This window comes from uncultured Porphyromonas sp., assembly GCF_902489635.1.
Taxonomy (GTDB): Bacteria; Bacteroidota; Bacteroidia; order Bacteroidales; family Porphyromonadaceae; genus Porphyromonas.
Genome location: NZ_CABUAN010000003.1, coordinates 15,864 through 35,779, shown reverse-complemented (window position 1 = coordinate 35,779; position 19,916 = coordinate 15,864). Strand labels below are relative to the sequence as shown.

Genomic DNA, 19,916 nt, shown 5'->3' with positions numbered 1-19,916 from the left:
AGTATACAGGTCATAAGGAATGCACGCTCGGTGCGTTCCTTCTTTTCGTTTTCGGACCCAATCGCTCTGATACACTCTGATCGCTCCGATGGCTCTAATCTCTAACTTCTAACCTCTAATCTCTAATAACATATCTTTACGGGGATATTCGACAAAGGAGGCGATCGGACCAATCTCCCCGTAAAGATATGTAAAGCCGCAGGGAGGGGCAAACGACCCGAGGGTCCCCCGTCCACGTCGCCCTGCTTTCTAAGTACTTAGAAAGCAGGGCGCAGTAGCAGCTAATAGCCAATAGCTAATAGCCAACGTCTAGCGCGTAGCTATGCGGCGCTGCAGGAGGAGGCTGTTGACGACGACGCAGATGGAGCTGAGCGCCATGGCAGCGGCCGCGATGGCGGGCGTGATGGTCAAGCCCCATCGTGTGAAGAGCCCCGCAGCGATCGGTATGGCGATGACGTTGTAGAGGAGCGCCCAGAGGAAGTTGAAGCGTATGGTGCGTACCGTTTGTCGTGCTATCTCGGTAGCCTCGAGAAGGAGCGATAGGTCGGGCTTGGAGATGACCAGCTGCGCCATCGAGGTGGCTAGGTCGCTGCCCCCGGCGAGTGCTATGCTCACGTCGGCACGAGCTAGTGCCTGTCCGTCGTTGACACCATCGCCTACCATGGATACGACGAGGCCTTGCTCTTGTAGGGAGGCTAGTCTCGTCTCTTTGTCTTGAGGCATGAGCTCGGCATGTACCGTGTCTATTCCTATTTGCTGAGCGATGCGCTCTGCTTCGGGTTTGCGGTCACCGGTGAGCATGAGGAGCTTTTTGCCTTGTGCCTTAAGCTGTGCAATCGTCTCGGCAGCGTGCGGTGTGAGCGTGTCCGAGAGGGCTATGATAGCGACGAGCCGGGTCCCCTGCGCCACATAGACGAGCGAGCCAGTGAGGTCGCAAGAGGGTATCGACGCAACGCCCCCCTCGGCAATCCACGAGGCGCGTCCGATGCGCAGCTCACCCTCCGGCGTGGTGACGAGCAAGCCTTGCCCCGGTTGCTCGGTGACGGTCAGTTCGCTGGTCGTCGCTCCCTGCGCTTCGCCGTATGCGACGATCGCTTGCGCCAGTGGGTGCAGGCTGTGCTGCTCGGCAGAGGCGATGAGCGAGAGCATGGGAGTCTGCTCCTCCTCGGCGATGAACCACTGTATCTCCGTGACCGAGGGGCTGCCGAGGGTGAGTGTCCCAGTCTTGTCTAGGAGGAAAGCGTCGACACGGGGCAACGTCTCCAGTGCCGTGGCCTCTGCAAAGAGTATGTTCCTCCGTGCCGACTCACCGACAGCTACGGTCAGTGCGGTGGGTGTGGCTAAGCCCAAGGCGCAGGGGCAGGCGATGACGAGGACGGAGATAGCGTAACGTGCGGCTAGATCGAGTGCGCCCGGCTCTACGACCCAGTACCATAGGGCAAAGGTGAGTGCTCCGAGGATGAGTATAGTGGGCACGAAGTATTGTGCGATGCGATCGGCCAAGAGACGTAGCGGAGGTTTGTCCGCCAAGGTCTTGCGCACGGTCGCAACGATATGTCCCAGAGCGGTGTCGGCGCCGACGCTTTCGGCACGCACCTCTATGGCGGTGGAGAGGCAGATGGTTCCGGCGAAGACTTTGTCTCCCTCGCCACGCTCCACAGCCTCTGCTTCACCGGTGATGGTTTGTTCGTTGATGTGGGTAGCACTTTGCGAGGTGATCACGCCATCGACGGGGATCGCTTCGCCAGGGCGTACCCGTACGGTCATGCCGGGCTGTACCAACTGCAGTGGCACGCGTCTTGTCTCCTCGCCGACGACGAGCGACGCCTCACGAGGTGTCAAGTCGAGGAGTGCCCGCAAGGCGCTAGCTGTCGAGGCTGTGGCGCGCTGCTCGAGCCATTTGCCGATGAGTACGAAGGCGGGGATCATGACCAGTGCATCGAGGTAGAGGTGCAGCTGATGCCCCTCGGAGCCGTAGGCGAGGATCAATCCGATGACGGAGCAAGTGGTGCTGAGGGAGACCAGTGTGTCCATGCCCATGACGCCTCGTCTTAGCTGCTTCACGGCTCTCCAGTGAAAGGGTCCTGCGACATAGAGGTATGCGACGAGTGCTACGAGCGGGGCAACCCAATGCTCGCCGACGCCTCCGAGTAGATACATCCAGATCATGACGCCGATGGTCAGAGTCGCTCCGATGGCTGTGCGCCATGCTAGCTGACGTGCCGAGCGACGCTCCTGCTCGAGCGCTTGGCTGACGGCCTCGGTCTCGTCTGACGTGAGTATGAGGGAGAAGCCAAGCGAGGCGACCTGCGTAGCGATCTGCTCGCGTGTGATCTGCTCTGCGTCGTACACGATGTATAGGGAGCGGGTGTCTATCTGCGCGGTGGCCTCGAGGACACCGGTGACACCTTGTAGTTTGTTTGTTACGGCAGCAGCGCATCCGGCGCAGTGCATGCCGACGATGGGAATATATTCGGTAATTTGTTTCATAGTGAGTGGTATTTTCTCTATAGGCAAAGGTAGGGAAAATCAATTGCAAGAGAGTTGCAAACTAGGGGTACTGCGTGCGTACGGATGTCGTCATGCTATCGCTCTGATTCCGTTGTGCATACGAGTTCCAAGGGCTGGCTTTTTAATTTCTACGTAGAAAATCGGATTAGAAGTTAGAGTGATCGGAATGATCGGAGGAATCGGAGCGGGGCGGAGTGGTCGGAGCGGATTGGAGCCATCAGAGCCATCGGAGCGATCAGAGTGATCAGAGCTATCGGAGAGCTAGTGCCACTAGTAGCACTAGTGCCCCTAGCTAACAGCTAACAGCTAACAGCCAACAGCCAATAGCTAACAGCCAATAGCTAACAAAAGCGCAGACCACCAAGACGGATGAGTGTCTTGATGGTCTGCGTTTCGTTTAGGAGTATTAGCTGACTAGTTGGTCGCTGGGGGGTTACCGTAGCGGTGCCTTAGCGACCTCGTAGACCTCGCCTGTCTTGTGGTCGTAGAGTATAGCGACGACGGAGCAGTGGTCGGGGTTGATGACCTCTCGCTCGATGGCGCTGGTCTTGTCGTAGCTCTTGCCCAGTTGGTAAGCCTCTCCGTCGATGCCGTTGAGCGTCTGACGGAAGATGTGGTTGTGCTGGTAGTCTTCCTTGAGTCCTGATGCGAAGTGCTGTGGAGCTATGATGTTGTCCTCGATGAGCCAGAGCTGTAGGTATAGCTCTGGATCTGTTGCCACCTCGGCTCCCTCTAGAGCGGTAGCGGTGCACTGCGCCGTAACCTTGCGGTTGCTCTCGGAGACTTGCAGGTCTATCTTGTAGAGCTGTGGAAGCTCGCGTACCGCCTGCATCTCGGCGGGCCACTGTGCAGCGCTGGAGCTATAGGTCTTGCCTCCGTTGCTAGCGAGTGGCCGACGATTAAAGGTCGCTGCAGGTAGCGAGTTTGACTGAAGTCGCTCGAGGTAGGTGGCTGCCTCGGGGCTGTATAGACCCTTGGGGTCTTCCTTGGGTCGTGTGCCGATGCCAGTATTGCTTCCGTGTAGAGCTACGATGACTACTTTGTCACCATGCGACTCGGCCGCCTCGGAGATTTTTTTGGCAGCACCTGGGCAGTTGACACAGCCCACGCCACTGTAGTCCTCAATGAGTACGGATCGTCCCTTTGTGGTCTCGATCTCATTGGGGATGAATCGCTCACTCTCAGGCATAGGTTTGCAGGCTACCATAAGGATCAGTGCTAGAGCTGAGAGGATTGTATAGCGTGTATATAGTTTCATCTTGATATAATAGTCAAATGTGTGAGTGAAGTGGCGGAGCGTTAGAAGGACCCGTTGTAGCTTAGGTATATACCCTTTGTCTCGGGCATATAGCGGCATACGCCACCTGAGCAGTTGATACCAGCGCGTGTGCGTCCGTAGCCTAGCTGTAGGCGGTGATTGCCCTTGGCGTATGTTAGTGAGCCCATGTAGTAGTGCTCCTTGGTGGCATCTATATTGTACTGATCCGATAGAGAGAACATCCAGTTAGGTGCTACGGATAGCTCGGCTAGCCCAAAGAGCCAGCTGCCCTCAGCCTGGCGGCTGTATAGGTACTGCAGCTCGGTGCGTAGCGTGTAGCGAGGAGCTAGTCTAAACTTGCCCTCGAGGACGAAGATGTTGCTATAGACGAGCGGGTTATTGATGGCGTGCCCCTCGACGACCTGCTGGTTGTAGATCTGGTTGTAGTACTCGAAGGTCATGGAGACGGTGCGGGAGAACTTCTTGCTTAGCTCGAAGTTGAAGTCTGAGTAGTATAGCTCACCCATACCGAAGAAGGGGTGCTTGTATCCGTCTGTGCCATATAGCTTGCTTTCCTCAGCACCTAGAGGTAGCTGGTCTGTAGCGACGCTCTTGAGACCTCTGACATGTGCATAGTTGACTCGCAGCCCAGTGCCGTACTTACCACCTAGCAGGGTACCTCTGGGGATGGTATAGCGTATATCTCCTTGCAGTGCCCACTCGCCATCAGGCTGTGTAGCGTAGGGGTAGAGCGCAGCGAGAGTGTAGGTGTGATTAGCGGTAAAGGCTGGCAGGTGGTTGATATGCAGAGGCGTACCGACGGTGGAGCGAGCGGAGAGGAAGTTGAAGTTTTCGCTACGCTTAGCTTGTAGCAAGAGGCTCAGCCCTCGCTGTGAGTAAGAGGTCGAGAGCATAGCCACAGAGCCTGGAGAGTAGATGTAGTGGTTGGTCGCTGTGGGGTCGCTACTCTTGTAAGCGTACTCGCCATTGAGTACCCATCCCCCGAGCGTAAACTTAGCGCGCCCCCCGAAGGCGTGCACCTGACGGGGTAGGTTGAGGCGCATGGGGCCTGTCATCCCTGCGGGCGTCTCTGCGGGTATGATCTCATCGTCCTCGACCTTGTTGACATAAGAGCCGCCCAGTGTGAGTGTCATCTGATTGTCTCGTAGTGCTGGTGCCCACTGGTGAATAGCCAGCTCGCCATCAGCACCAGATATGAAGCCACGATCTTTGTTGAAGAGGCGGAAGGTGCGGTCGAAGTAGTTGCGCTGCTGACCTGTGAAGCCCTTGAGTCGTACACCGTCGTATGGGGTGAGGGATACGTGTACACCTCGTACGGCATTGTCGATGCCCAAGGTACGCTCCTCATAGCTGCGGAAGAGGATGCCTGATCCAAACTGATCGTAGAAGTCACCCAGCGTGACCTCGGCATACTTACCTACGAAGCCCTTGAGGTGTAGGTGTGGTATACCGCGTCCCTGCTCAGGCTCGTGACCGGGCATGGGGCGTAGTAGCTCTTCGTAGCGAAGTCCTAGCTCGAGGTAGTTATTGCGCAGGGTCCCTGTTACGTAGCTATTGCCCATCCAGGATTTGTACCCATTAGCTTTGTTATCTAGGGAGAAGAGCATATCGCTCTGCACGCTAAAGGAGGGAGAGAACTTGTTCCAAGGCTTCCACTCGCTATCACTTTGAGCTGTGAGGGCCGTTAGTGCAGCGAGACCCATACAGGATAGTATGCAAAGGTGCCGTACGAGGCGTAGCGTATGTCGCATATAGTCAGTGTCTAATAAAGAGGATTGAAAAAATAAAGAGAGGTCGTTGATTAGAGCCGGTTAGCTTGTCAAAACATTTCAGAGGAGAGATGCTAGCATTAGGGTGCTAGGTCTCTCCTCTTACTTTGCGCTATGAAATTATCTAGTTACTCTTCAGAGTCTTGTAGTAGCTCACGCACCTTAGCGATCAGCTCTTGCTCACCGCCTTCGGTGTATCCGCTATGAGAGAATGCGACACGACCCTTGCCGTCGATGACGAAGACGTGGGGGATCATGTTGACATTCATAGCTCGCTTGAAGTCTCCATTAGGATCTAGTAAGACTTCGTACTCAAAGCCGAGGGCATCAACAAGCGGCTTGACGCGGTCAGCGTTTTGCCCCTCATCGATCGAGACTGCGATGAGCTTGACGCCCGTCTCCTCCTGCCAGTCTACATACTCCTCGTGTATTGCCTTGAGCTCACGGAGACAAGGCTTGCACCAGGTGGCGAAGAACGAGATGATAAAGGGCTTACCATCGTTGCTCAGCTCGCTCGTGTTGACTACGTTGTTTTGTAGATCTTTGAGCTCGACTTGGGGTAGCTGCGCCTGCGCTATGGTGACTACTATGAGGGATAGTAGGATAGTTAGTAAGTGCTTCATATCTGTGTCTGTTGATTTAGGTGTGTATGTTACTTGACAGTGAGTGCGACGTTGATTACCCATGAGAGCGTCTCGCTACCATCCTCAGGGAAGAGCTTGACGGTGACGCGGTTCTTGTAGGTCTCACCAACTGGTGTGGAGAGAGCGAAGTCGAGCCAATTACTGGTCATATTCCCCTTCTCCTTGACGGGCCCCTCCTCGCTATCAGCCGTGAACTCGACAGGCTCGTCAACCTTATAGGACTTTACTTTCTTGACCATCTGGCACTGTCCTATGCAGATCGATCCATCGAACTCATTGTCGAAGGTTAGCTCGGCCGTGTAGTTCATCGTCTTGATGACGCTAAAGAGGAGGTCTATGCTATAGAACTCAGCCTCCTCCTTAGTTATAGTGGCTACGTAGTCAATGGTGCTCCCTGAGGGGTACTTCTTGCCATCTAGCTTGTTAAAGATGGAAACGTTCTTGCCCTCAACGACAGTGATGGTGCAGGTAGCCTTCTTGTCACCGGCCTGAGCCGTGATGGTAGCTGTGCCAGGAGCTATAGCCTTGACGACGCCCTTCTTACAAACGGTAGCGACGGCAGGGTTGTCTGTTGAGAAGGTCACGGTAGCATCAGCTGGTGAGACGGTGGCGATGAGCTCTAGCTTCTCTCCGGGCTGCAGGGTGGCAGCGGTCTTCTGGAGGGTGATGCTGTTTACATTGGGTGTGGGCTTGTTGGCATCAGGACCACAAGATGTAAAGAGGACTAGCGAGATGAGAGCTAGTGTGAGTGATAGATAAGTTGCTTTCATTGGAATGTCTGGTTAAGTTTTGAAGTCGTTTAACACCGCCAAAGGTAATAAATATCTCGCAAATGGCCACTAGCTGTTGGCTTTTGGCTAGAGCTATCAGAGTCATCAGAGCTATCGGAGTGCTAGTGCCTCTAGTGCCACTAGTAGCACTAGTGAGTCTAGCTAACAGCTAACAGCCAACAGCCAACGGCCAACATCCAATAGCTAACCGCTAAATTCGCTACCTTTGCATGAGGCTTCTGTAAGGAGCCTTTTTAATCTAGAGACTGATCTATGCGATTGCTTATAGCACGTCACGGAGAGACGGAGGAGAACTTGCGCTCTATCTGTCAGGGGCAGACAGCTGGCACGCTGACCCGACGAGGGGTGGCGCAATGTCTACAGTTGGGGGACAGACTGAAGGGATGCCCCATCACACATATATATAGTAGTGATCAGCTACGGGCACGCCGCTCGGCTGAGCTGATGATGTCGTCGAGTGGCTGCAAGGCACCTCTGGTGCTGGATGAGCGACTGCGCGAGCGTGCCTTCGGACGATGGGAGGGGCGCCCCTTTGTCGAGATTCCGCCGCTAGAGGAGGAGCCACACGAGATCGAGACGGTGGAGGCTATTGCGGAGCGTCTGCAGAGCTTGTTGCACGACTTAAGGCAAAAGCATAACAATGAGGAGGATCTGGTACTGCTCATGGGGCACGGCTTTACCATGAGGGTGCTAGAGGCTTTGCTACAGGGAGGTCCGCTAGACAAGGTGGAGGAGATCACTTTCCTACCCAATGGGGACTACCGTCTATATGAGGATGGCAAGCTCTGCAAGCGTCCGCGAGTGGTCTACATCTCTGGGGGGCAGCGCAGTGGCAAGAGTGGCTACGCCCAGCGACTGGCGCGCTCGCTCTCTGACCGGCCGATCTACCTTGCTACGGCGCGTCACTGGGACGAGGATTTCGAGCGTCGCATAGCGCGTCACCAAGCGGATCGAGGACCTGAGTGGACTACTATCGAGGAGCCGCGCTACCTGAGCCAGACGCAGATAGCAGGGCGTATCGTATTGATAGACTGCGTGACGCTGTGGCTGACGAATATCTACAGTGACCTGGAGTTTGACGCAGAGGCTTCGCTCAGCGAGGCGCGTCGTGAGTGGCAGCAGTTGCTGCATCACAGCGAGGCGGATACGCTCATCGTGGTGAGCAACGAGATCGGTATGAGTCTGCACGCTTCCGATGCGAGTTCACGAGCTTTCGTAGATCTGCAGGGGTGGGTCAACCAATATATCTCTGCCACGGCAGATGAAGCTTACCTGATGGTCTCTGGCAGAGCTTTGCGGACGGAACTAATTTCAGATTTATAGAGAGATATGACTTTTGAGGAGGAACTACAAGAGCGGATCGACAGCCGCACAAAGCCAAAGGGTTCGCTGGGGCAGCTAGAGCGCATCGCCTACAAGGTGGGCATGATACAGCATAGCGTGACGCCTCAGCTGATCGACCCTGTGCTGCTGGTGCTGGCTGCAGATCATGGGATCGTCGAGGAGGGCGTGAGTCCATGTCCTAAGGAGATCACGTGGCAGCAATGCATCAACTTTGTCTCGGGCGGCGGGGCTTGTAGTGTCTTGGCTAGGCAAAATGGCTTTCGCCTGCGTGTCATAGATGTGGGTGTCGACTACGACTTCCCTGAGGCTTGTCGTATCGAGTCGGCTAAGGTGATGCACGGCACCCGCAATATGCTTCACGAGCCGGCTATGACGACCGAGGAGTGTGCTGAAGCGATGCTAATCGGAGCTCAGTGTGTGACGCAAGAGGCGGAGCGTGGGTCTAATGTGATCGCTTTTGGCGAGATGGGTATCGGCAATACTTCGCCAGCGACGCTGATCCTACACAAGATTACGGGACGCTCTATCGCCTCGATCATTGGCCCAGGCTCGGGGCTGCGTGGCTCAGGGCTAGAACATAAGGCGAAGGTGCTCGAGGCGGTGGCTGCATGCTACAATCCGCAAAGTCCTATGGAGCTATTGTCGCAGATGGGTGGACTAGAGATTGCTGCTATCTGTGGTGGTGTCCTAGAGGCATACAAGCGAGGTATGCTGATCCTAGCGGATGGAGTGATCGCTACCTCAGCCTTTATGGTGGCACACGAGATGGAGCCACGTATTGTGGACAATGTACTCTTCGCTCACACCTCCGAAGAGCCAGGACACCAAGCGATGATCGACTACCTAGGCGGAGAGGCTATCTTGTCGCTCGGCATGCGCCTCGGTGAGGGTACGGGAGCACTTGTTGCTTATCCGATTGTTCAGTCGGCCGTTGCCTTTATGAATAATATGCGTGGCTTTGACGACGCGGCGGTTTGCCGTGTAGACTAATAAGAAAAGAGACTCTAGACCTATGGCTTTGCACTTGCTACGCACGATACGCTCTGAGTGGGACCTGCTTCGTCTCTCGCTACTCTTCTACACCCGCATACCAGTGGGGCATGTGACGTATCGTGAGGAGCGGATGGGGGAGTCCTTTCGCTACTTTCCTCTGCTGGGAGCGATCGTAGGAACTGTGATGGCTGGGATCTATGCCTTGGCCGGCTACTATCTACCAAATGCGGTGGCTGCGGTGATGAGCGTGATCGTTGGCTTAGTTGTCACGGGCGGGATGCATGAGGATGGTTTGTCGGACTATTGCGATGCCTTCGGCGGGTATCACGATAGGGATACGACGCTACGCATTATGAAGGACAGCTCGACAGGCGTGTACGGTATCTTGGGCCTGGTGATGCTCCTCATGAGTCGTGTCGTCCTGCTGAGCTACATACCTTACGAGACCGCCATCGGGACGATCGTAGCGATGGCAGTGGTGGCACGCTGGATGCCCATCCTCGTGATGCGCCTCTCGACCTACGCACGTAAGAGTGGCGAGGCGAGCAAGGCGACGCATCTGCGACAAGCGGTCACTACGAAGACGCTACTCATAGCGGCTGTCTGGGCACTCCTAGCCCTCTTGCTCCTGCCCTGGCAGGCTGCTGTTGTGGCTCCCGTGCTGATGATCGGGCAGTCGCTACTGATCATGCGCATTAGCAACAAGCGTATCGGCGGACACACGGGTGATGTGCTGGGAGCTATTGTCTGCCTCGCCGAGCTGACGCTACTGCTGGTCACACTTGTAGTAACTATCTACGCCTGACCAGTATGAGTCTCTACCTCGTGCGTCACACCCCTGTTGCCCTACCGAAAGGCATCTGCTACGGCTGGCTCGAAGTGCCACTCTCGGAGGAGTACCCTCGCTATGCTCAGCAGATCGTCGCAGAGCTGAGGAAAGTCCAGCTAGACAAGATCTACAGTAGTCCATCGCTCCGCTGCGCTGTCCTCGCTGAGGCGATAGCCCTGACAAAGGGGCTGACCACTTGTCAGGACGAGCGACTGCGCGAACTGAACTTTGGCGCATGGGAAGGGCTCTCTTGGCAGGAGGTCTACGAGCAAGAGGCTGGACGAGCGTGGTTTGCCGACTACTGGCACGCTAAGACAGCGGACGGCGAGAGTCACGACGACCTACTGGCGCGGGTAGCCGACTTTGAGGCGGAGCGGGACAAGAGCCGTCAGACGTTGCTTGTGACGCACGCAGGGGTCATTCGCGCTTATCGTATTTTGCTGGGCAAGCTCTCGCCTAGCGAAGCGATGGCGCAGGAGGTTAACTTTGGAGAAATCTATCAATATGAATAAGCTAAAGCCGATAATGCTCGTCGGAACAGGCTCCGACGTAGGGAAGTCCATCGTGGCGACAGGCATCTGTCGTATCTTGCTGCAGGAGGGGTACAAGCCCGCTCCCTTTAAGGCGCAAAACATGTCGCTCAATAGCTATCCCACCCCCGAAGAGGGCGAGATAGGTCGTGCGCAAGCGGTACAGGCGGAGGCGTGCGGCATACCTTGCCACACCGATATGAACCCAATCCTCCTCAAGCCGACGGCCGATCAGACCACGCAAGTGATCCTCAACGGCAAGGCGGTGGGCAATCAGTCGGCACGCTCTTATTTCAATGCGGAGCAGCGCAAGCCACTCTTTATAGAGGCGATGAAAGCGTTTGACAGATTAGCGAGCCAGTACAACCCGATCGTAATAGAGGGTGCCGGCAGCATCTCGGAGGTCAACTTATGGCCGATGGACATTGTCAACATGCGGGTGGCGCTGCGTACGGGTGCTGACGTTTACCTCGTGGCAGACATCGAGCGTGGGGGCATCTTCGGCAGTCTCTACGGGACGATCGAGCTATTGCCCCCAGCAGAGCGCGCTGCGATCAAGGGGATCATCATCAATAAGTTCCGAGGCGACAGCTCGCTCTTTGACTCGGGGCGGAAGATCATTCAGGAGTTGACCAAAGTGCCCGTCGTGGGGTTACTCCCTTACCTGCCCAATATGCAGATAGATGCAGAGGATGGGGTCTCCATCGATAGCTACGCTGCGCAGCCTCGACCCGACACACTCAATGTGGCGGTGGTGCGACTGCCGCACATCTCCAACTTCACCGACTTTGACTCGCTACGCTTCATCTCTGGCGTCACGCTCTACTTCACTTCCGATGCGGAGGCGTTGCGCCAGGCGGACATCATCATGCTCCCCGGGAGTAAGAACACGATCGACGACCTCCTCTGGCTACAGGCTGAGGGGCTCGATGCGGTCATCCAGGCTCATCACAAGGCGGGTCGACCGCTCTACGGCATCTGCGGAGGTTATCAGATGATGGGTCTGCGCATCACAGACAGCGATGGCGTCGAGGGCGAACCGCGCACCGTCCGTGGCTTAGGACTCCTACCCACAGAGACCACGCTGCAGAGCAATAAAGCGGTACGTACCTCCACTTTTACCTACCTTCCTACGGGTACTCCCGATTGTCAGGGCTACGAGATCCACTGCGGGGTGACGCAGCCCGTCGATGCGCCCGACTCGCCCGTAGTCATGAGAGCTGGCGACATGCCTGACGGCTACTGGGTCTCTCCTCGCCTGTGGGGTAGCTACATGCACGGCATCTGGGACAATGAGGCGATCGTACAGCAGATCCTGCACGAGGTAGCTCCGGCGCGAACCTACCACCTAGAGCGCACCTTTGCTACGCGCGAAGCGGCTTACGACCGACTCGCCGAGCACATGCGTCAGCATCTAGATATCGAGTATATGCTACAAAGTCTGCGCAACGTATGATAGTAGGACACGGGGACGACCGATACAGCTACGGAGCGCTCGTGCGCTACGACTTCTCTAGCAATGTGCCTTACCGCAATCATGCGGGCGAAATTATAGACTATCTCTCAGAGCGGCTAGAGAGCTTGACACACTATCCAGACCCTCAGGCGAAGGAGTTGCGGGGACTCTTGGCACAGCACTGGTGCCTTGATCCCGACTGGCTACTGGTGACCAGTGGATCGACGGAGGCTTTTTACCTCTTAGCGCATCTCTTTGCAGGAGGCGAGACGCTCATCACCGTCCCCTCCTTTGCTGAGTATGAAGACGCCTGCCAGCTCTATCGCCATCACATTACCTATATCCCGACAAGCGATATAGCCAGCCAAAGCGCCCCGGCCGACCTCCTCTGGAGTGCTCTGCCCAACAATCCCGACGGTGAGATCTCGCATCGAGCTGCACTGCTCAACTACTGCACGGCGCATCCAGATAGTTACGTAATCGTGGACGAAGCTTACGCCGAGCTCTGTGCCGAGCCGGTGACGCTCCTAGACGAAGTGGCACATCATCCCAATCTGATCATCGTTCGTTCGCTGACCAAGAGCTTCGCGCTCCCAGGCATACGTCTCGGCTACATCGTTGCTCACCCTTCGCTACTGGCTCGCCTGGAACCGCTCCGCTCACCGTGGAGCGTCAATGCCCTTGCCCTAGAGGCAGGAGCTTACATCTGCCAGCATTACGACCAGTTGCTACCTGACGCTGCGGGCTTGGTGCGGGAGGCGCAGCACCTCGCTCACGAGGTGGCGCAGATCGCCGGTGTCTCGCTGACACCCAGTCCTACGCCTTACTTCCTCGCTTGCCTAGATGAGGAGCGCGGCACCGCAGCCCAGCTCAAGGAGTACCTCGTCACGCAGCATGGCGTCTTGATCCGTGATGCGGCCAACTTCCGCTCTCTCTCGCCTCGCCACTTCCGCCTCTCGGTGCAGTCTCCCGAAGCTGGTCAAGCGTTGCTCCGTGGTTTGTCAAGCTACTTATAGCATGTACCCGCTACTCTTTGGTCTCCTCCTCGACCTGCTCCTAGGTGATCCCCGCTGGGCACTCCACCCGATACGACTCTTTGGTCAGCTCATCGCATGGGGCGAGCGGTGGCTCAACCATCCGCCCCATCAGAAGGCAAAAGGCACGCTTCTCTCCCTCACACTCGTGCTGGGCGTCTGGGGCTTTTTCTATGCTGTCGAATGGCTTCTAGCGGACTATCGTTACGTCTTATTGGCTTGGCAGACGATCTTTTTCTTCTTTGCGATCTGCCCGCGGAGCTTGATCGGCGAAGCTCTAGCGGTAGAGCGTTATGTGGTGGCTGATGACCTCGAGGGGGCGCGCAAGCGTCTCTCCTGGATCGTGGGTCGTGACACCTCGCAGCTCACCTTCGCGCAGATCCGCACCGCTGTGCTGGAGACACTTGCGGAGAATCTCTCCGACGGCGTCATCGCTCCGCTCTGCTTCTACGCTCTGGGCGGGGTGCCACTCATGATGGCGTACAAAATGATCAATACGCTCGACTCCATGATCGGCTACAAAGACCAGCACTACAAAGACTTCGGCTACTTTGCTGCACGTATCCTCGATGACGCTGCGAACTACATCCCGTCTCGTCTCACGGCGCTCCTGATGCTCCTTGTGGCTCCGAGTCGGCGAGCCGTACGCACCGTGTGGCGGGATGCGCGCAAGCATGCTAGTCCCAATTCGGGCTATCCCGAGTCAGCTCTGGCGGGTATCCTTGGGGTGCAGTTTGGCGGGCCCAACATCTACCACGGTATGCTCGTCGAGAAGCCCTATATCGGCACCCCGATCCATCCTGTCACTGCACAGACACTCCGACGCACCATCCGCATCGTCATCGCTGTCACGCTGCTTGCCAGTCTCCTCGTCCTCCTCACCTATCTCTATCGCTAGAAATCGGCAAAAGGCTAAAAGCCAAAGGCTAGTAGCTCTAGTGCCACTAGGATTACTAGCACGCCTAGCGAAAGTCTCTAATCTCCAACCTCTAATAACATATCTTTACGGGGAAATTAGTCCGATTCCCTCCTTTCTCGAATATCCACGTGGAAAATCTCAAATCTCCACGTGGATATTTTTTATTTTCCACGTGGGCGTGATTCATTTCCTCCGAAGTTTCATTTGATTCCTCCGAAGAATTTTTTCTTCCCCACGTGGAAAATAAAAATTCTCCACCTGGATATTTCAAAATCTCCACGTGGAAATCAGTTTTCCCCGACACGGCACCGCCTCGACATGTAATCAGATCCAAATAATTGTAACGAGCCGGCGTTGAATTTGCCCTGCTTTTTGGTTGTTGGCCGTTGGCTGTTGGCTAGTGGCACTAGCTAGTGCCACTAGAATCTAATCTCTAACTTCTAATTTCGTATCTTTGCGGGTGTATACCTTTCCCGATCTCTATGTCGCAACTTAGCAATAGACCTTTATCAGACACTCTGGATCTAACCTCCCTAGGAGGCGAGGGCGAGCGTCGTGTCGTCATCGTAGGACACAAGTCGCCCGACGGGGACTGCATAGGCAGTGCCTTGGCTCTACGTAGCTATCTGCTAGCACGCGGTGCTGACGAGGTCTCTATCATGGTCGTGGGGCGTATGCCGGACAACCTCCTCTGGCTCCCTGGCGCTGAGACGATACATCAGCTCTCACCGCAGAGCGACTTAGAGCCGATACGTCATATATTGGCTCAAGCGAGGCTACTGCTTCTGGTCGACTTCAACCATCTGGGGCGCATCGGCAACCCGCTTGAGCCCTTGATCGCTGAGATCGTGCGTAAGCCCGAGGTACGCTCTGTGATGATAGATCATCATCCAGAGCCTGAGATGGGACTGGTCGATGAGATGTATAGCGACACCTCGGCGTGTGCTACGGGCTTCCTCATAGCGGAGCTACTCGGTGGCGGTGAGTCGAGAGAGCTAGAGCTACATGGCGGCGCCGATATGGCGACCTGCTTGCTGGCAGCGACCTACACGGATACGGGTCTCTTGCGACATGGACAGATTACCCCGACGCTCTTTAGGACGATCGCTCATCTCCTAGAGGTCGGTGCAAGGCATGAGGAGATCGTGCTACGGATCTTCAAGAGTGACAAGCTGAGCCGACAGCGACTCCTCGGCTATATCATCAATGAGCGCACCACTTACGACCTCGATCTAGGGGTGGCGGTCTTTACGCTCAGACAGGAGGACTTTGACCGCTTTGGCATAGAGCCTGGGGATACGGAGGGCTTGGTAAACGTGCCTCTTGATGTGGCGGGTATACGAGCAGTTGCGTTCCTTAGGGAGCAACGTGATCCCGACGAACCGGTCAAGATCTCGCTGCGCTCGCAAGGGAACTTGCCAGTCAATGAGGTGGCGAGCAAACTCTTTGATGGGGGCGGGCATCTGAACGCTGCGGGTGCTGAGTACCAGGGCACGCTGTCGGATGCGCTAGCACTCGTGTGGCAGGGACTGCGCCAGCTCGTACAGGATTATCCGGAGATTAGAAATTAGAGATTAGACAATAGATATATGAAAGCAACAAACCATACCATCACCACCCTTGTGACACTCGTCCTGATGCTCCTACTGGGGCAGGGTGCCTTGACCAGCTGTCGCGATAAGCAACATATCAAGTCGCTCTCGGAGATGCTACGCGACGAGAAGAAGATGATAGACAACTTCGTTCAGGAGCAAGGAATGAACGTGCAGGAGGGTGTCGAGGAGCAGCGCGAGTTTGACCCCAACGTGTGGTACAAGTTCCCCAATGGCGTCTACATGCAGGTCATCGACAAAGGTGGTGAGCTGGCCAAGCCTGAGCGTACGCGTGTCATGCTGCGTATGAAAGGTCGCTTCATCGCACCAGACTACAGTTATGCCTTTGACAATCTCTCTAAGGGCTACCAGCAGTCTACGGAGTTTATCTACATCAACACCCGCGACCGCACTGGTTCTATCCACTATAAGCTGATCCAGGAGCAGTTTGGTCACTCCATCGACGCACTGATGTGTGAGGGCGTCGCCTATCCGCTCACGATGGTGGGTAATGGTGCTAGGATACGCCTTCTCGTTCCCTTCCTCCTCGGGCCCAATGTCGCATACAATGCGGGTGCACCGATGTATTGCGAGGAGGTATGGTACCAGTTTGTCGAGGAGGCCTAACCTCTTACCGGTATCTCTGATGCTGTCTCGTGATATGGGACATGCAGGCTATTCACTTTTGCAACAACACACTTAATCAATACTATGACGGTCATCAAATCAATCTCTGGAATACGTGGCACGGTCGGAGGCTCTCCGACGGACGGCTTCAACCCACTGACGATAGCACACTTTGTCGTGGGGTATGCACAGCACATCAAGCTCTACGAGTCTATCAGCAGACCAACCATTGTGGTGGGTCGCGACGCCAGACTATCGGGAGAGATGGTGCAGCAAGTGGTCATCGGCACGCTGCTCGGCATGGGCTGCGATGTAATCAACATAGGACTGGCTACGACTCCCACTACTGAGATGGCTGTCTTAGGACACCGTGCCGATGGCGGAATCATCATCACCGCTTCGCACAACCCGATCCAGTGGAACGCGCTGAAGTTCCTAGGTAGCGACGGCACCTTCCTCAATGCAGATCGTGGCAACGAAGTGCTACGCCTCTCGGAAGATCACACCGTGCCTTTTGCTTCGGTAGAAGATTTGGGACAAGTCATCTCGACCGACTCCTATCTGCAGAAGCATATCGACGCAATCCTCGCACTGCCCGAGGTGGACGTGGAGGCTATCCGCAAGGCTGAGCTGACGGTCGCCTACGATCCGATCAACTCGGTCGGGGCTATCGCTCTGCCTCCGCTCTTTGAGGCACTGGGCGTCAAAGAGTGGAGAGGGATCAACGACACCCCCGACGGTAAGTTTGCGCACAATCCGGAGCCACTACCTAGTCACCTCGTGGATCTCTGCGAGCTGGTACGCATAGCTCGTGCCGATGTGGGCTTTTCGGTCGACCCAGACGTGGATCGCCTTGCGATCATTGACGAGACGGGGCACCCCTTTGGCGAGGAGTACACACTGGTCGCTGTCGCTGACTACCTCCTCGGCTATCATGAGGGTGGCAACACGGTCTCCAACATGAGTTCGACACGCGCTCTCCGCGACATCACCGAGCAGCATGGCGGGAGCTACACGCCCGCAGCGGTCGGCGAGGTCAACGTGGTCAAGCGTATGCGAGAGACCGACGCACTCATCGGCGGTGAGGGCAATGGCGGGGTCATCTATCCGCATCTGCACGCTGGACGCGATGCGCTCGTTGGCATCGCGCTCTTCCTCACGCACTTGGCAAAGAGCGGCGAGACGGTTAGCCAGCTACGTAAGCGCTACCCCGACTACGCCATGTGCAAGCGCCGTGTGGAGCTACCTGCGGGGACGGATGCGGTAGCCCTCTTTGCAAACTTAGAGCGCAAGGTCGCCTCGCTGAAGCCTCTGACAGAGGATGGTCTGAAGATCGACTTCGAAGACTCGTGGGTGCAGGTACGTCCTAGCAATACGGAGCCAATCGTCCGTGTCTATACGGAGGCTCCTACCGAGGAGGCTGCCTCGGCACTGGCTGATGAGTATGTCTCTCTCGTCGAGCTGCAGCTAGCCAGCAAGTAGCCTATGGCAAGAGGTCGCAAAGAGCCTAGATATCTAGACGATGTACTCATCGAGCGGATGGGTGCCGAGGGGCAATGTGTAGCACATGTCGAGGACAAGGTGCTCTTCGTCCCCTATGCGGCACCAGGTGACCGCTGTCGCATACGTGTAGGTCGCTCCAAGCGGAGCTATATGACAGGCACCATCGAGGAGCTGCTAGAGCCTTCGCCACTGCGTGTGGAGCCTCGCTGTGAGGTCTTTGGCACTTGTGGCGGCTGCAAGTGGCAGCAGCTACCCTACGAGGAGCAGCTTCGTGGCAAAGCGCAGCAAGCTGCAGACGCGATGACCCGCATCGGACATATAGCGATAGAAGAGACAGAGCCGATCGTAGGTTGTGAGGATCCGTGGCACTACCGCAACAAGGTCGAGTTCACCTTTAGCAAGAAGCGCTGGCTCACCGAGGAGGAGCTCAAAAGCCTTCCCGAGGAGGCGAGCGAACAGGAGCTTTGCGGGGTGGGCTTTCACAAGGCTGGCATGTTTGACAAGGTACTAGACCTGCACGGCGTGACTTGTCAGATAGCCGACCCGATAGCTTCGGAGATACGAGACTATCTCAACGACTACTGCCTAGCGCGTTGGGAGGATTACCCATACTATGACCAGCGAGCGCACGAGGGTGTGATGCGAACACTCCTGATTCGCACGACGACGCTCGGCGGGCTGATGGTCTTGGTCGCCTTTGCTGAGAGCACTGAGGAGCTGCGTGTGCAACTCCTAGAAGCTCTGCGCCTACGCTTCCCCCAGATTACGTCGCTCTACTATATGGTCAATACGAAGCTCAACGACAGCCTTTCCGACCTCCCAGCGCAGCTTTACAGCGGTGCGCCATATATCGAGGAGGATATGCACGGCTTGCGTTATCGTATCGGACCTAAGTCCTTCTACCAGACGAATAGTCGGCAAGCGGAGCGACTCTATGAGAAGGTTCGTGAATACGCTCAGCTCTCCGGAGACGAGGTCGTTTACGACCTCTATACGGGAGCGGGGACTATAGCTAACTACTTAGCTCAGAGCTGTCGCACCGTCATAGGAATCGAGTATGTCCCGGAGGCTGTTGAGGATGCGTTTGTCAATAGAGACCAGAATGGGATTGTCAATTCCACATTCTACGCTGGAGATATGAAGGCTATCCTGACAGATGACTTCGTCGCAGCGCATGGTCGTCCTGATGTTCTGGTGACCGACCCGCCGCGTGCAGGTATGGATACGCCTGTCGTCGATGTGATTCTGCGGGCGGCACCACAGCGCATCGTCTATGTCAGCTGCAATCCTGCGACGCAGGCACGAGACTTAGCACTCCTCATGGCTGAGGGGCAGTACCGGGCGGTGCGAGCTTGCGCTGTCGATATGTTTCCCCACACGCATCACGTGGAGACGGTAGCTCTGTTGTCCAAACTAAATACAGAACATCATTTAGATATAGAAATAGGGGAAGATGAAGATTAATAATGAATGTTGTTGTGGATGCAAAACAGAAAAGCCGGATCAAATTAAAGACAATTGTCCTGTATGTAATAATGAAGGGATTTCCGTTAGTAAAGTAACTGTTGAACATCTAGTGGTAGATGATTATCGTAATGCTGTTAACGGAGATCAATATAAGATTTGCATGAACGAGGACTGCGACGTTGTTTACTATAACTTAGATAATGAAATAAAATTCTTGAAAGACCAAGTTAGAGTTCCTATCTGGTTTAAGAAAGATGCAGATCCTAAGTATGCTTGTTATTGTAGCGAAGTCACAGAAAATCAGGTAATTGAAGCAGTTGTAAAGCATGGCGCGAAATCCGTAAAAGAAGTAAATGCCATCACTGGGGCAATGAAAAATTCTAATTGTAAAGAAAACAATCCGTTGGGAGTTTGTTGTCATAAGATTATTCAGGAAGCTATCGATAAAGGCTTGAAAATGAAATAATTACAGTCGATATGTTCCTACAAACGAGAGCCAATCTTTGATATGTTTCCATCTACGAGCGTGGATATGTTCCCCATAACCATAGGGGTTGAGCATGTGGTGCTACTGGAGCGCACGGAGTAACGAGAGAAAAGAAACACTTGCCTGCTTCGAAAGAAATGT

The 19,916-nt window shown here is 55.4% G+C and carries 17 protein-coding genes and 1 pseudogene; 13 read left to right on the top strand and 5 right to left on the bottom strand.

What is annotated here, in order from left to right; translation table 11 throughout:
* Positions 1–309 precede the first annotated feature (309 nt).
* The 5 genes from RDM37_RS01105 to RDM37_RS01085 form a co-directional block, all read right to left on the bottom strand.
* Complete coding sequence (locus RDM37_RS01105; protein ID WP_308554433.1) at positions 310–2,490, bottom strand: cation-translocating P-type ATPase; 2,181 nt, start codon at positions 2,488–2,490, stop codon at positions 310–312.
* 454 nt (positions 2,491–2,944) lie between these two features.
* Positions 2,945–3,769 carry an Omp28 family outer membrane lipoprotein gene (locus RDM37_RS01100; RefSeq protein WP_308554431.1) on the bottom strand — a complete coding sequence of 275 codons (825 nt, stop codon included), beginning with the start codon at positions 3,767–3,769 and terminating at the stop codon, positions 2,945–2,947.
* A 41-nt stretch (positions 3,770–3,810) separates the two neighbouring features.
* On the bottom strand, positions 3,811–5,541 hold the full coding sequence (locus RDM37_RS01095) for a DUF6029 family protein (RefSeq protein WP_308554429.1): 1,731 nt from the start codon (positions 5,539–5,541) through the stop codon (positions 3,811–3,813).
* A 146-nt stretch (positions 5,542–5,687) separates the two neighbouring features.
* Positions 5,688–6,182 carry a TlpA disulfide reductase family protein gene (locus RDM37_RS01090; protein ID WP_308554427.1) on the bottom strand — a complete coding sequence of 165 codons (495 nt, stop codon included), beginning with the start codon at positions 6,180–6,182 and terminating at the stop codon, positions 5,688–5,690.
* A 29-nt stretch (positions 6,183–6,211) separates the two neighbouring features.
* A complete protein-coding gene (locus RDM37_RS01085) occupies positions 6,212–6,973 on the bottom strand; it encodes an Ig-like domain-containing protein (protein WP_308554425.1) in 762 nt (253 codons plus the stop codon).
* 273 nt (positions 6,974–7,246) lie between these two features.
* Between RDM37_RS01085 and RDM37_RS01080 the strand changes: the two are divergent.
* From RDM37_RS01080 to RDM37_RS01020, 13 genes and pseudogenes are all read left to right on the top strand, one after another.
* A pseudogene (locus RDM37_RS01080) lies at positions 7,247–7,735 on the top strand (histidine phosphatase family protein); the annotation flags it as partial.
* A gap of 60 nt (positions 7,736–7,795) precedes the next feature.
* Positions 7,796–8,317, top strand: a complete 522-nt coding sequence (locus RDM37_RS01075) for a bifunctional adenosylcobinamide kinase/adenosylcobinamide-phosphate guanylyltransferase (RefSeq protein WP_308554505.1) — start codon at positions 7,796–7,798, stop codon at positions 8,315–8,317.
* Positions 8,318–8,323: 6 nt separating this feature from the next.
* Positions 8,324–9,328 carry a nicotinate-nucleotide--dimethylbenzimidazole phosphoribosyltransferase gene (cobT, locus tag RDM37_RS01070; RefSeq protein WP_308554423.1) on the top strand — a complete coding sequence of 335 codons (1,005 nt, stop codon included), beginning with the start codon at positions 8,324–8,326 and terminating at the stop codon, positions 9,326–9,328.
* A gap of 22 nt (positions 9,329–9,350) precedes the next feature.
* Positions 9,351–10,136 (top strand): adenosylcobinamide-GDP ribazoletransferase, encoded by a 786-nt coding sequence (cobS, locus tag RDM37_RS01065; protein WP_308554421.1) that lies wholly within the window; start codon positions 9,351–9,353, stop codon positions 10,134–10,136.
* A 5-nt stretch (positions 10,137–10,141) separates the two neighbouring features.
* Positions 10,142–10,672: a histidine phosphatase family protein gene (locus RDM37_RS01060; RefSeq protein ID WP_308554419.1), complete on the top strand. Its 531-nt coding sequence runs from the start codon at positions 10,142–10,144 to the stop codon at positions 10,670–10,672.
* Positions 10,665–12,146, top strand: coding sequence for a cobyric acid synthase (locus RDM37_RS01055; RefSeq protein WP_308554417.1), 1,482 nt, complete (start codon positions 10,665–10,667; stop codon positions 12,144–12,146). The genes RDM37_RS01060 and RDM37_RS01055 overlap by 8 nt, the downstream gene beginning before the upstream one ends.
* Complete coding sequence (locus RDM37_RS01050) at positions 12,143–13,162, top strand: aminotransferase class I/II-fold pyridoxal phosphate-dependent enzyme (protein ID WP_308554415.1); 1,020 nt, start codon at positions 12,143–12,145, stop codon at positions 13,160–13,162. The genes RDM37_RS01055 and RDM37_RS01050 overlap by 4 nt, the downstream gene beginning before the upstream one ends.
* Position 13,163: 1 nt before the next feature.
* The gene (gene cbiB, locus RDM37_RS01045; RefSeq protein WP_308554413.1) at positions 13,164–14,078 is read left to right on the top strand and encodes an adenosylcobinamide-phosphate synthase CbiB; all 915 of its coding nucleotides are present in this window, start codon (positions 13,164–13,166) and stop codon (positions 14,076–14,078) included.
* A 503-nt stretch (positions 14,079–14,581) separates the two neighbouring features.
* Complete coding sequence (locus RDM37_RS01040) at positions 14,582–15,670, top strand: bifunctional oligoribonuclease/PAP phosphatase NrnA (protein ID WP_299369557.1); 1,089 nt, start codon at positions 14,582–14,584, stop codon at positions 15,668–15,670.
* An 18-nt stretch (positions 15,671–15,688) separates the two neighbouring features.
* Positions 15,689–16,318, top strand: coding sequence for a DUF4827 domain-containing protein (locus RDM37_RS01035; RefSeq protein WP_308554412.1), 630 nt, complete (start codon positions 15,689–15,691; stop codon positions 16,316–16,318).
* A gap of 84 nt (positions 16,319–16,402) precedes the next feature.
* Complete coding sequence (glmM, locus tag RDM37_RS01030) at positions 16,403–17,800, top strand: phosphoglucosamine mutase (RefSeq protein ID WP_308554411.1); 1,398 nt, start codon at positions 16,403–16,405, stop codon at positions 17,798–17,800.
* Between the two features lie 3 nt (positions 17,801–17,803).
* Positions 17,804–19,285 carry a 23S rRNA (uracil(1939)-C(5))-methyltransferase RlmD gene (gene rlmD, locus RDM37_RS01025; protein ID WP_308554409.1) on the top strand — a complete coding sequence of 494 codons (1,482 nt, stop codon included), beginning with the start codon at positions 17,804–17,806 and terminating at the stop codon, positions 19,283–19,285.
* Positions 19,275–19,754 carry a Csac_0668 family 2Fe-2S cluster-binding (seleno)protein gene (locus RDM37_RS01020; RefSeq protein ID WP_000700631.1) on the top strand — a complete coding sequence of 160 codons (480 nt, stop codon included), beginning with the start codon at positions 19,275–19,277 and terminating at the stop codon, positions 19,752–19,754. Before rlmD ends, RDM37_RS01020 begins: the two co-directional genes overlap by 11 nt.
* Positions 19,755–19,916: the final 162 nt, after the last annotated feature.